Consider the following 12,412-nt stretch of genomic DNA (forward strand, 5'->3'; position numbering starts at 1 on the left):
GAATAACGTGGGCAAGAGTGATAGCGATCTTGCCCACAAGTTGAGCAATTTAACTAATTATCAGCTATCTAGCACGTACATAGGCTGCTAAAGTAAAACTGGTATCATTTCCGTATATAGAGGTAGCCTATGTTTCCACACCTCACTGGTTTGGGCATTCAAGACCCAAAACAGATTGAACGTTATTCCCTTCGTCAAGAGGCACATAAAGATGTGCTGAAAATCTACTTCCAAAAACAAAAAGGCGAGCTCTTCGCCAAAAGTGTCAAATTTAAATACCCACGCCAAATCAAAAATGTACTTGTAGACAGTGGCAGTCATCAATACAAAGAAGTCACCGAAATCAATCGCAACCTCACTTTAGTTATTGACGAACTAAATAAAATCACTAAACCAACCAAAGTGGCTGAAGTCGACGTTAAAGAGAAAATCTTGTCTGATCTTCGCCATTTAGAAAAAGTCGTATCAAGCAAGATCGCAGAGATCGAAGCGGATCTAGAAAAACTCAAGTAACGTTTGAAATACATAAAAATAATAAGGGGGTTGGTAAATTCACCACCCCCCTTTTTTTTCGTTTTTGCGAATGAGTGCAAACGTCAGCTCATTTTGCTGACGAGCGCTTGATCCCATTCAAATCGAGCAAATAACTGCTGCCATGTCTCATCGATATTCGCTTTCATCACGATCTCTTCATTGGTAAACGGATGAACAAAACGAAGCTCTGATGCATGCAATAACAAACGGTGAGAATCAAATTCAGTTCGATACAGTTTGTTGTGCTTACCATCACCATGAGAAGTGTCACCCACTATCGGATGGCGTAAGTGGGCCATATGGCGACGAAGCTGATGCTTACGTCCCGTTTTGGGTTTCATTTCCACTAGACAATAGCGCGTGGTTGGAAACTTCCCGGTAGAGTACGGCACTTCAACTTTTGCCAGAGGTTTATAAGCTGTGACAGCTTCTTGCGCTTCTTTTTCCTGAGAAGCGAACTTGTCCGCAATTTTATCCAATTCGACTTTAAGCGCGTAATCTAAAACGCCCTCTTCCTCAATCCAGCCGCGCACGATGGCATGATAGGTTTTTTCCATTTTATGCTCAGCAAACATCGGCATCACTTGAGATGCGACCTCACTGGAAAGTGCGAACACTAGTACTCCAGAGGTTGGTCGATCTAAACGGTGCAGAGGAAAAACGTGCTGACCAATTTGATCACGCAACGTTTGCATGACGAACTGGGTTTCGTGTTTGTCTAACCAACTACGATGTACCAGCATACCGGCAGGCTTGTTCACCGCTACAAAGTATTCATCTTGATAAACAATCTCCAATTCCACTGGAGAAACGGCTTGTGATGTTTCTTGTTCTGACATTGAGGTTACTTACATAGTTCGTCGATAGTTCGGATTGTGACCAATAGCTCAGCGTATTGCGGCTCTTGTTTCCACACCTCTGAAAAATAGGGTTCAATTGAAAAACCACGTGGCAAAGGCTGGTTACTTTCAACCAAAACGCGCATTCGGGCAATAAATATCCACTGTAACCATTCATGTGGATGAAGGGTATCTATCGCAAACGGCTCCACACTTTGTAATGCTTGTGGCGATGGCATCGTTTGTTGCCAAAGTTGGTGCTTGTGCAGTTGCCCTTCAAGTTGGTGAAGTAATTCCGCCAATTTTGTGCTTGTAGTCATTAACTTTTACATATCGAACCTTGAATTAGCCGAGAATGATACCATCTCTTGTGAAAAGAACGTTAGGACGTCGTATTTAATGGAAAACATTCAGACCCTCACTCAATTGCTGCACAACAGCAACTGTGATTATCAAATCTTCGACCTTGGTCGTCGCATCAAGGCCATTGAGCCACAAGTCTTTGCCGATGTGGAAAAAGGACAGTGCCCGTACCCTTTCCCGATGCAGCGCAAAGCACATCTGGCCATCGCTTACTGGAATGAGCAAAAGCAACCTTGGATTTGGTTTCTTAAGTTCGAGCTCGATGAACGCGGCCTATTGAAGCAGTCTGATATTGGTAACTTCATAAAATACGTGGTTGAAGCCATGGGGACGCGTCTGAGTGACGATATTTCTGAAGAGCAGCAACAAAAGCTGTCCAATAACCCATATACCTTTAAACCTTCTGAAGACAAAATGGCGGTATTCCATAGCTTAATTCGCTCTAGTTTGGATCTGCCCACCAGCCAGTATTACGAACATACACAGCACTATTTCTCTGGTGGTCTTGGCTGGGAAAACTGGCAAACTGTCGGCCTGCAAGGTATTACCGACATGGCTGCTCGCTTAGGCAAAGAACAAAATGCCGTAACCCTGCGCAAAGCCATTCACCATCTACCAAACGAGCCTTTGTATGCACTGTTAGGGGCACTAGAACACGTAGACCTTCAAGAGCGTCTTGCAGAGCGTATCGCTGAAAAAGCACACAAAGAGATAGAGAGTAACGAACCCGATCTATTCTTGCTGTCTGCACTAATTCGAGCATTAGCGGGAGCACCTACAAACATCGCTCTTCCTGTATTAAAAGCGATTCTGCAAAGCCCTCGTCTCAGCCACCAAGAAGTACTGATTGGCATTGCAGGCCGTACTTGGCATCTACTAGCCGACGCAGAAATCGCAGAACAATTCTTACTGCGTCTTGCTCAAACTGGCAATCAAACCCTGTTTAATCAACTGTTTGCTGATTTAGTTATGCTGCCAGAACTGAGAATGGTATTCCTGCCATTGCTGCATTCCAGTCCATCCGAAGAGTTGGCGCGTGCGCTCGTCAATTTACAGCAAGCGACAAAGGGTTAATAAAGGATTAGGGATGATAGGAGATCTACTGGCAATATTGGGACTGTGCTTTTTCTGTTTTCTATTTTGGCAACAGCGCCGTCAATCTGAACTGGCAAAAGCAGCAATAACACGGAAATGTGACCAGTTGGATCTCCAATTGGTGAGCATCGCTTTTGGTGCGCATAAACTAAAAACGCCAGATGGACTCTGGCGTTGGCATACTGTATATCAATTTGAGTTTTCATCCCTTGGCGATGACTGCTACCAAGGGGAATTGACTATGGTTGGTTTCAGGCCGCAGAGCTTTCACCTACCGCCTCATCGCTTGTAAAGGTCATTTCAAAGTAAGGACCGTATAAGTCCTTACTCTCACGGGTGACAACAAAACCAAGTTTTTCCAAAACAGCCAATGAAGCGTGATGGCCACTATTAACATTTGCGGTCACTTTGTGCAGGCCTAACTCTCGACAAGCTTTCGGGAAGAAAGCCTTCAGCGCTTCTGTCGCTAACCCTTTCCCCCAGTAAGCTTTATCAAAGATAAATCCTAGCTCTGGCTCAGAGTCGAGCTGAGAAATAAAGATATGCCCCATATAATCACGGCTGGAACTTTCGAGTACAGCCAGACTATAAATATTTCTATCATCCAGTATTTTTTCAAATAGCTGTTTAGCAGACGCTACAGTATGCGGACCGTTCATTTCGGCGCGGTTTTTTGCGCAGCAGTTAAGCATTACAAACTCGAGTTGTAACGACTCATCGTAGGGTAGAAGAAGCATTCTTCTGGTCACTATGGCCACATCATTTCCTTGATTACAACAAACCAAAAATACCCGCATATCGCGTATTCTAAAGATACGATTCATCACCTGCGGGGCATAAAACTTTGTAGAAAAGCCAAAAGTAAACCAACTGATTGGAATGGGCACTATTCGATAATTGCTTAATTAACAACATGTTGAATTGCAATTTATTATTATATTGTTCTTATCTTATGATAATAATTTTATTAAAGTCACTAAATGCCATGTAGGAATCGTCTGACAATGTTGTCAGTTCTTAACGACTTCCTTATTTTTGGTTGTATCAGCCATTCGAGCGCAATTAATCGCCTCTTCTCACCAATGACGTCATACTGACCAGATTTAAAGCATTTACTTTAAATAAGAAAAACCCCGACACAAAAGTATCGGGGTCATGATCTTACTCGCAGCAGTCCGGCTACTAAATAATGCTCCATGCATCATCCATAATAGTGACTGAATCCATCAGTTCTGTCCTTCGTCGCCGTCCTAGCGGTGTCCTTATCAATCCTGATAGCCAACATTCCCCGTTAGCGCACTTCACTTGTTCCTTGAGCGGTGTCCGTTGCATCGTCCTGATGCTGTCCTACCTCAATCCTATGAGGGGTCCATTGTCTATCCTTAGTCATCAACATCCTATTGATGATTGTGTCCGTACAATGTCCAGTGCTCCGTGCTTGTTCACTCATCCCAAGTGACCAAATCGTCTTCCTGACGACAACCAATCCGTGGTGCTTTCCTGTTCCGTGTCTGCATCCTGCTGACAAGGTTTAATTTACTCTTTTCTTTTGCAATCACAATCATGCCCACTAACATTTTTTCAGAATTTAATTGTTAAATAAAAGTTAAAATCAAATATATCAATGCATTACAACAAGGTCTTTCTGTTTATCTGCTAAAGAAATCGTTTTCTCTCACACCGCTTGTAAGAGATCTCTCACAAGATGCGATCCAAATTGCCATTCGCTAAATGTAGCCGCTCGACGTATGATGATAACAATATCGTTGTTAAGGATTGAAAATGTTAACCCAAGACGTCACTAAAGAACTGGAAACGGTAATGGAACAGCTCCAACAAGAGGGCAAAGAACCGAGTGTGGCTCTAGTTAAAGCACGAATGAAAACGCCAGTCCCTATGCCTGCACTCATCACTGCGCTTAAGAGCTGGAAGAGTGCTAATCGTGTTCCAAAAATTGAAATCGTCGCACAAAAAACATCGGAACAAGACCGTCTGGCTATGCTTGAAAATACAATCGCCCAATTGACGGCACGTATTGAAGAGCTAGAAAAAAAACTGAGCGAGAAAAAATCATGAAGCTTTGGGTAGACGCAGATGCTTGCCCAAAGGTCATTCGAGAGACCATTGTTCGCGCAGCAGAACGCACTGGTGTTGAATGCACTTTTGTCGCTAACCACATTGTTCCGGTTCCGAAAAGAGCAAATATTCATTCGCTTCAAGTACCGGCAGGCTTTGATATTGCCGACAACGAAATTGTGAGACGAGTGGAAGCCAATGATTTGGTGATCACCTCCGATATCCCACTCGCCGATGAAGTGATAACCAAGGGTGCACTGGCATTGAGTTCTCGTGGAGAGCTTTACACCAAAGACACCATTAAAGCACGCCTCAACATTCGTGATTTTATGGACACCATGCGTTCTAGTGGTATCCAAACCGGTGGTCCTGCTTCACTGTCACAAACTGAACGCCGAGAATTTGCCAATCACTTAGATAGAATTCTCGCCAAGCGTTAACCAAACGTCCAAAACGAAGAAAGCCTGCGAAGTTCGCAGGCTTTTTTGGAGCTGTGTGAGGTGCTTTTTATTACGGCGTGTAGTAAGTTGCCGCGCCTGGACCTACTGGTAGACCAAATACGAATACCCATAGGTAGAACAGCACACTCCAACCTACGATAAAGCAGATTGAGTAAGGTAGCATGGTCGCGATTAACGTACCAATACCTAGATTCTTCATGTAGCGAGTTGCAACCGCTAGAATCAAACCAAAGTAACTCATCATTGGTGTAATGATGTTGGTTGTCGAGTCACCGATACGGTAAGCAGCCTGAATAGTTTCAGGTGCGTAACCCACTAGCATAAGCATTGGTACGAAGATTGGCGCTGTTACAGCCCACTGTGCCGATGCAGAACCGATCATCAGGTTGATGAAGCCACACATTAGAATGAATGCGAAGAACAACATTGGACCAGTCAGACCGATGCTTTGCAGGAAGTCTGCACCCGCAACTGCGAATACCTGACCAAAGTTCGTCCATTTAAAGAAAGCAACAAACTGCGCTGCAAAGAATACCAGTACGATGTACATGCCCATAGAAGACATAGATTTAGACATCGCATCGATAACATCGCGGTCAGTTTTCATCGTGCCTACAACTTTACCGTATACAAAGCCAGGGATAGCAAAGAATACAAAGATGAAAGCAACGATACTTTTCAGGAATGGTGAACCAGCAATAGTACCTGCGTCAGAGCGTAGAACGCCGTCTTCTGGAACGATTGTCCAAGCCAATAGTGCTGATACTGCCAGAATTGCGATACCTGCCAGTTTTAGACCTTTCTTTTCTAGGTCTGTCAGGCCACCCATTTTGTCTTTAGACAGATCTTCTGAGGCTTCTTCTTCGTTGTATTTGCCAAGTTTTGGCTCAACGATTTTCTCAGTAACAAATGCACCCATGCCTGCAATAAAGAAAGTAGAGACAAACATGAAGTACCAGTTTACTTCTGGGCCTACTGTGTAGTTTGGATCGATCATTTGAGCTGCAGTTTCAGTGATACCTGAAAGCAGTGGATCTACCGTACCGATAAGTAGGTTTGCAGAGTAACCACCAGATACACCAGCAAAGGCAGCAGCAAGACCAGCAAGAGGATGACGACCTAATGAGTGGAAAAGCATTGCAGCCAGTGGAATCAGTACCACGTAGCCAAGCTCTGATGCTGTGTTAGAAATGATACCAGCAAAAACGACCGTTACTGTAACCATGCGCTGAGAAGCGCCCATTACAAGACCACGCATCGCTGCTGAAAGTAGGCCTGAGTATTCTGCAATTGCAACGCCAAGCATTGCTACAAGTACTGTACCTAACGGTGCGAAACCAACAAAGTTTTTCACTAGGTTAGTAACGATAAGTTGTAGACCATCAGCGTTAAGTAAGCTGACAACGTGAATCATACCGTCTGCGGAACGACCACTTGCACCCTCTGGACGAGGGTCCATAACTGAAACTTCGAAGTAACCAGCTATGCCCGACATCACCAAAATGGCTAAACAGAAAATGGCAAATAGTGTAATCGGGTGGGGTAAAAGGTTCCCCAAATATTCGACAGTATCCAAAAAGCGCGTAAACAGCGGCTTTTTAGGCGTGTTTTGTTTAATTGAAGCAGATGAACTCATCTGTTCCCTCCTTGTTTTTATTCCTATGCAAATGTGACAAAGTTGTCAAAAAGCGAGCGAAGGGTACTTGAGTAAAGAGTCAATTCAAAGTCAAAAACGTTACAAAGTGTAACTAATAGACAAACATTTAACCACTTAATATTAAAAATGCAGATATTTCATCCATATAAAACAGATAACTCAACACTATCAATTAAACAAAACCATAATCAACCGAGATAATATATTGCTACTTCTGTACGGCCTTGAATCTAGGGTTCGTTTTGCAAATAACGTATAGACGCCCTCTTCGTTTCACTATTTGGCAATCTGGATGACGGCTTTTCGCACTCTTTAATGATTTAACCACTTTCATGTTTTTCTCCTTATTCTTTAGTAAATTGCCCAAAACGACGATTGAAGTTAGCAATACGTCCTTCAGCCTGAACCACACGCTGTTTGCCCGTGTAATACGGATGAGATGCTGACGACACATCCAAAGTCATGTACGGGTACGTTTTACCGTCTTCCCATTCGATGGTTCGGTCAGTTTTAAGGGTTGAGCCAACAACAAAATATTTATCTACGCTGGTGTCGTGGAAGACCACTGGGCGATATTCAGGGTGGATACCTGGTTTCATCGTGTTTTCCTTTTGAGATTTAATGTTATGTTATAACATTTTAATTAATAACTATTCTCATAAAGAAATGCAAGAGAAATTTGTGGTACTTTCTGCATTAATAGTTTTTGCGTGAAGATACTTAAAGATGTCCACTATGTATTCCATTGAGCCAATTGGCATCATTGAAACTCCATATAAAGAAAAATTCGCGGTTCCTCGCCAGCCGAGATTGGTTCCCGCGGCAAAAGCAAGAGTAAAACTATTAGGCGAAGCAAATAGCCCAGAAGCGGTCAGAGGATTAGAGCAGTTTTCTCATGTGTGGTTGCTGTTTCTCTTCGATCAAAATTTAGAGGCTGGCTGGAAACCGACAGTCAGACCACCACGTTTGGGCGGTAACGAAAGAGTGGGCGTGTTTGCTTCTCGATCGACTTTTCGACCAAATGGCATCGGTATGTCAGCCGTGGAAGTAAAAGGCGTGATCAAGCAGGGTGACCAAATCTACCTGGAGCTAGGCAGTGTTGATTTAGTTGATGGCACACCGATTATCGACATTAAGCCCTATATCCCCTACTCGGATTCAATTCCCGATGCACAAGGCGGTTATGCGGGAGAAGAACCAGAAAAGTTGCCTGTTACTTTTTCTTCGCAAGCTCTCTCATCACAAGCGTTAGCAATGGTGAAAAAGCAATCCAATACCGATAATGTACTGTCAGTGATCGAACAAGTCTTAGCACAGGATCCTCGTCCGGCGTACAAGAAAAACAAGCCAGACAGCAAAGAATATGCGGTAAATTTGTTCGATTTAAACGTCAAGTTTACGGTTAAGGACAACTTAATAACGGTTACCGCGATCGAAAGCTTTTGACAAAGCCAATTGGCTGATATTATAGGCGGCTAACAAATTTCCCATTGTGGGACTTCCATACTCTCGTCAGCACTGACATGAGTAATTAACTTAAATAAACGGATAAATTTAATGCGTACCAGTAATTATCTTCTTTCTACTCTGAAGGAGACTCCAAACGACGCAGAAGTAGTGAGCCACCAGCTCATGCTACGTGCAGGTATGATCCGTAAGCTGGCTTCAGGTCTATACACCTGGCTACCTACTGGTCTACGTGTAATGCGTAAAGTCGAAAACATCGTTCGTCAAGAAATCGACAATGCAGGTGCAATCGAAACTTTGATGCCCGTTGTTCAGCCGTTTGAACTTTGGGAAGAGACAGGCCGCAGCGAGAAAATGGGTCCTGAACTGCTTCGCTTTACTGACCGCCATGAACGTCCGTTTGTTCTTAGCCCGACCGCTGAAGAAGTGATCACCAGCTTGGTACGTAACGAAGTAAGCTCATACAAGCAGCTTCCTTTGAACCTGTACCAAATCCAAACTAAATTCCGTGACGAACGACGTCCACGCTTTGGCGTAATGCGTTCTCGTGAATTTTCTATGATGGATGCCTACAGCTTCGACATCGACAAAGAAGGTCTGCAAAAGTCATACGACGCAATGCACGATGCTTACTGTAAAGCCTTTGACCGTATGGGTCTGGATTACCGTCCTGTACTTGCAGATAGCGGGGCAATTGGTGGTAGCGGCTCTCAAGAGTTCCACGTACTGGCTGAAAGTGGTGAAGACCTAATCGCCTTCTCTACTGAGTCAGACTACGCAGCGAACCTTGAAAAAGCAGAAGCTTTGGCACCTGCGGACTCAGCGCCAGCGCCAACTCAAGAAATGACACTGGTAGACACACCAAATGCGAAAACCATCGCACAGCTGGTAGAACAACACGGTCTTGCGATCGAAAAAACCATCAAGACACTATTCGTTAAAGCGTCTGATGAAGTTGATGCACCGATCATTGCCCTACTCGTACGTGGTGACCACGAACTTAACGAGGTAAAAGCAGAAAACCTTCCACAAGTTGCTGCTCCATTAGAAATGGCAACAGAAGAAGAGATTCGTGCTCTTGTTGGCGCAGGTCCAGGTTCACTTGGTCCGGTTGGCCTTAAACTGCCATTCATCGTTGATCGCAGCGTCGCGGTAATGAGTGACTTCGCTGGCGGTGCTAACATCGACGATAAACACTACTTCGGTATTAACTGGGGTCGTGACGTTGAGCTTGGCCAAGTTGAAGATCTACGTAACGTGGTTGAAGGCGACCCAAGCCCATGTGGTAAAGGTACTCTACAGCTTAAACGTGGTATCGAAGTTGGCCACATCTTCCAGCTAGGCAAGAACTACTCTGAGAAGATGAACTGTGGCGTGCTTGGTCCAGATGGTAAGAACGTTATTCTGGAGATGGGCTGTTACGGCATTGGTGTTACTCGCGTAGTTGCTGCTGCTATTGAACAGAACCACGATAAGTACGGTATCATCTGGCCAGACGCGCTTGCGCCGTTCCAGGTAGCAATCGTACCAATGAACATGCACAAGTCAGAAGAAGTGAAAGAAGCTGCTGAGAAGCTGTACGCAGAACTGACCGCTATGGGTGTAGAAGTACTGTTTGATGACCGTAAAGAGCGTCCGGGCGTAATGTTCTCTGATATGGAGCTACTAGGCGTACCGCACACGATCATCATTGGCGATCGTTCAATGAAAGAAGGCAACTTCGAGTACAAGAATCGTCGTAGTGGTGAGAAAACAGCCGTAGCAATGGCTGATATTGTTGAGCACATTAAAGCTCAACTACAATAAGTTCTAAACAAATCTTGTTGTTAGAAAGGGTTGGCTTCGGTCAGCCCTTTTTTATACCTATAGCCCACCATGAACCACCTTTGATTAATCCATGCTCAATGCGAACAACTAATTGAGGCAAGACAAGTCTCTACTTTGAGTTTCAAATCGGCTATGTGTATATTTGAGACCAGTTATCACTTTTAAGGATTATGAAATGCAAGTATACGGCTGTTGTGAACTAGTTCGTGAGCTTTACGCTCAAATCGGCAGTGGCGATCAAGCTTATGTGCCACAAGCAATTTCTTGTGCAGTAAAAGCGTTGAATGACGTTGCTGCAAACGAGTCATTACCGCAAGAAACTCGTGAAGCTGCAGCATTTGCCGCGGCAAACTTACTGATTTCTGATTTTGAGGATAAGTAATGAATCTAGCGAATTTTGAGTCTATGGATCCTGTGATGCTGATGAGCATCGTCAACATGAAGCTACGTGATGACTTTGGCGGCGATTTGGATAAGCTAGTGGCTTTCTTTGATATTGACCGTGCAGCGCTGGAAGCAAAGCTGGCAACTGCAGGTTTTGATTTCCTTCCGGAAGCTGGTCAGTTCCGTTAATACGTTAGCTAACCGAAAGAATACAAAAAGGGCTTGATGAACAATCATCAAGCCCTTTTCTTTTATCTCTGAATCAGTCGATTATCCGAATGAAGCCCAGATAACGGTAGCCACAAGCACCGGACAAACAAACTTCACATAAGCTGGCCATACTTTACCAAACCAGCCTAGAGTAAACTCTGGGAAGCCTTGCTCAAGCTCTTTAATCTTCGAGTTACGGCTCCATACCCAGCCACCAAAAAGACAGAACAGTAACGCCGCCGTTGGTTGTAAATACTGAGTCGCCACAGTAGCCACCAAGCCGAACATTGCACCGAAGTTATAAACAATTACGACACTGAATAGAGCAATCAAGCCACCAAGAACCCAGCTGGTTCCGCTGCGTTTGGTATTAAAGCGTTCACTGACCAGCGCTACCGGACACTCAAGCATAGAAATAGATGATGTCAGCGCAGCAATTGTCAGCAATAAGAAGAACACGATTGAGAACAACTGGCCAAGGAGGCCCAGGCTATCAAACATCAATGGTAATACCGTAAATACCAAGGTATCCGAGCTAAGCAACGAGCCATCATCCGCGTAAATCTGAACACCTTTCTGCATCGCTACGAACATCGCAGGCATAACGACCAGACCAGCAATAAATGCTACGGCGGTATCTACTAGAGTCACGTTCATCGCCATTTTAGGCAGGTTCTCTTTTTTGCTTAAGTAAGAACCGTAAATCAGCATCGAACAGCCACCAATGGTCAGTGAGAAGAAACCCTGCCCCATTGCAGCCAAGATAAGCTTTCTGTCCCAAACTTTTTCAAAGTCCGGTACCAGGTAATGCTTAAGGCCTTCCATTGCACCGTTTTGTGTCATGATGTACACAAACAGCAAGCCAAACAGCACAAACAGTGCAGGCATCAAACGCGTTGACCATTTTTCGATACCTTCTTTAACGCCACCCTGTACGATCAAAACGGTGAGAACATAAAAAGTAATCGTACCGAACAGGTTGCGCTCTACACTGAATCCTTTAAACCAAGCGGTCACTTCTGCCAAGCCCATGATGTCAGTGATCGCACCAAGTAAAAAGCAGATCAACCAACCGCCAACAATGGAGTAAAACGCTAATACCGCGCTTGGTACACTCAGACCGATCCAACCGACTAGACCACCAAATTTCTTAGCCACAGGATTATGGGTCAACGCACGCATGCTATCGACTGGGTTTGCCTGACCATGACGACCAATCGCCATTTCAACCACAAGCATCGGGAAAGCGACGATTAGAATCATCACCAAGTAAACTAACAAGAATGCACCACCACCATTGCTGGCAGCCTGCGTTGGAAAGCCCCAAATATTGCCCAGACCCACGGCCGCACCTGCTGCAGCTAAAATGAATCCGAGACGAGAGCCAAAATGCTCACGAGGCTGAGAAGAATTTTGTTGTGTCATACCACTCACACAATACATCAATGAACTAGTTAGCTAGTACATTATAGAAATATCAACTAATCAGCAAGAGCAAG

Annotated in this window: 16 protein-coding genes; 9 read left to right on the plus strand and 7 right to left on the minus strand. The window is 44.4% G+C overall.

The window, feature by feature from the left end; translation table 11 throughout:
- The first annotated feature begins 129 nt into the window (after positions 1-129).
- Positions 130-513, plus strand: coding sequence for a DUF3461 family protein (locus tag VER99_RS10665; protein WP_014232767.1), 384 nt, complete (start codon positions 130-132; stop codon positions 511-513).
- Positions 514-596: 83 nt separating this feature from the next.
- On the opposite strand, the gene truC is transcribed toward VER99_RS10665, so the two are convergent.
- Together truC and VER99_RS10675 are read right to left on the minus strand one after the other, a co-directional pair.
- Positions 597-1,373, minus strand: a complete 777-nt coding sequence (truC, locus tag VER99_RS10670; RefSeq protein ID WP_020335151.1) for a tRNA pseudouridine(65) synthase TruC — start codon at positions 1,371-1,373, stop codon at positions 597-599.
- Positions 1,374-1,378: 5 nt separating this feature from the next.
- Positions 1,379-1,693 (minus strand): YqcC family protein, encoded by a 315-nt coding sequence (locus VER99_RS10675; RefSeq protein ID WP_020335152.1) that lies wholly within the window; start codon positions 1,691-1,693, stop codon positions 1,379-1,381.
- Positions 1,694-1,772: 79 nt separating this feature from the next.
- Here VER99_RS10675 and VER99_RS10680 point away from each other — a divergent pair, with 79 nt between their 5' ends.
- Positions 1,773-2,810 (plus strand): DUF3549 family protein, encoded by a 1,038-nt coding sequence (locus VER99_RS10680; RefSeq protein WP_020335153.1) that lies wholly within the window; start codon positions 1,773-1,775, stop codon positions 2,808-2,810.
- Positions 2,811-2,823: 13 nt separating this feature from the next.
- Complete coding sequence (locus VER99_RS10685; protein WP_014232771.1) at positions 2,824-3,123, plus strand: DUF3301 domain-containing protein; 300 nt, start codon at positions 2,824-2,826, stop codon at positions 3,121-3,123.
- Here the strand turns inward: VER99_RS10685 and VER99_RS10690 are convergent.
- The gene (locus VER99_RS10690) at positions 3,083-3,568 is read right to left on the minus strand and encodes a GNAT family N-acetyltransferase (protein ID WP_020335154.1); all 486 of its coding nucleotides are present in this window, start codon (positions 3,566-3,568) and stop codon (positions 3,083-3,085) included. The two genes, VER99_RS10685 and VER99_RS10690, sit on opposite strands and share 41 nt — an antisense overlap.
- A 1,045-nt stretch (positions 3,569-4,613) precedes the next feature.
- Between VER99_RS10690 and VER99_RS10695 the strand changes: the two genes are divergently transcribed.
- Both VER99_RS10695 and VER99_RS10700 read left to right on the plus strand, forming a co-directional pair.
- Positions 4,614-4,907, plus strand: a complete 294-nt coding sequence (locus VER99_RS10695; protein ID WP_020335155.1) for a hypothetical protein — start codon at positions 4,614-4,616, stop codon at positions 4,905-4,907.
- Positions 4,904-5,347: a YaiI/YqxD family protein gene (locus VER99_RS10700; RefSeq protein ID WP_014232775.1), complete on the plus strand. Its 444-nt coding sequence runs from the start codon at positions 4,904-4,906 to the stop codon at positions 5,345-5,347. Before VER99_RS10695 ends, VER99_RS10700 begins: the two co-directional genes overlap by 4 nt.
- Before the next feature lie 70 nt (positions 5,348-5,417).
- On the opposite strand, the gene VER99_RS10705 is transcribed toward VER99_RS10700, so the two are convergent.
- The 3 genes from VER99_RS10705 to VER99_RS10715 all read right to left on the minus strand — a co-directional run bounded on the left by VER99_RS10705 (position 5,418) and on the right by VER99_RS10715 (position 7,624).
- Complete coding sequence (locus tag VER99_RS10705) at positions 5,418-7,004, minus strand: AbgT family transporter (protein ID WP_014232776.1); 1,587 nt, start codon at positions 7,002-7,004, stop codon at positions 5,418-5,420.
- Positions 7,005-7,233: 229 nt separating this feature from the next.
- Positions 7,234-7,359 carry a type B 50S ribosomal protein L36 gene (gene ykgO / locus VER99_RS10710; protein ID WP_005380299.1) on the minus strand — a complete coding sequence of 42 codons (126 nt, stop codon included), beginning with the start codon at positions 7,357-7,359 and terminating at the stop codon, positions 7,234-7,236.
- Positions 7,360-7,369: 10 nt separating this feature from the next.
- Positions 7,370-7,624, minus strand: a complete 255-nt coding sequence (locus tag VER99_RS10715) for a type B 50S ribosomal protein L31 (protein WP_020335158.1) — start codon at positions 7,622-7,624, stop codon at positions 7,370-7,372.
- Between the two features lie 136 nt (positions 7,625-7,760).
- Here VER99_RS10715 and tsaA point away from each other — a divergent pair, with 136 nt between their 5' ends.
- The 4 genes from tsaA to VER99_RS10735 all read left to right on the plus strand — a co-directional run bounded on the left by tsaA (position 7,761) and on the right by VER99_RS10735 (position 10,892).
- Positions 7,761-8,471: a tRNA (N6-threonylcarbamoyladenosine(37)-N6)-methyltransferase TrmO gene (gene tsaA, locus VER99_RS10720; RefSeq protein ID WP_020335159.1), complete on the plus strand. Its 711-nt coding sequence runs from the start codon at positions 7,761-7,763 to the stop codon at positions 8,469-8,471.
- Between the two features lie 111 nt (positions 8,472-8,582).
- A complete protein-coding gene (locus VER99_RS10725; protein ID WP_020335160.1) occupies positions 8,583-10,298 on the plus strand; it encodes a proline--tRNA ligase in 1,716 nt (571 codons plus the stop codon).
- A 196-nt stretch (positions 10,299-10,494) separates the two neighbouring features.
- Positions 10,495-10,701 carry a YaeP family protein gene (locus tag VER99_RS10730; RefSeq protein ID WP_014232780.1) on the plus strand — a complete coding sequence of 69 codons (207 nt, stop codon included), beginning with the start codon at positions 10,495-10,497 and terminating at the stop codon, positions 10,699-10,701.
- On the plus strand, positions 10,701-10,892 hold the full coding sequence (locus VER99_RS10735; RefSeq protein WP_005456636.1) for a DUF4250 domain-containing protein: 192 nt from the start codon (positions 10,701-10,703) through the stop codon (positions 10,890-10,892). The genes VER99_RS10730 and VER99_RS10735 overlap by 1 nt, the downstream gene beginning before the upstream one ends.
- Positions 10,893-10,973: 81 nt before the next feature.
- Here the strand turns inward: VER99_RS10735 and VER99_RS10740 are convergent, their stop codons facing one another.
- A complete protein-coding gene (locus VER99_RS10740; protein WP_020335161.1) occupies positions 10,974-12,338 on the minus strand; it encodes a sodium-dependent transporter in 1,365 nt (454 codons plus the stop codon).
- Between the last annotated feature and the right edge of the window lie 74 nt (positions 12,339-12,412).

It is taken from the genome of Vibrio natriegens NBRC 15636 = ATCC 14048 = DSM 759 (assembly GCF_035621455.1).
Classification (GTDB): Bacteria; Pseudomonadota; Gammaproteobacteria; order Enterobacterales; family Vibrionaceae; genus Vibrio; species Vibrio natriegens.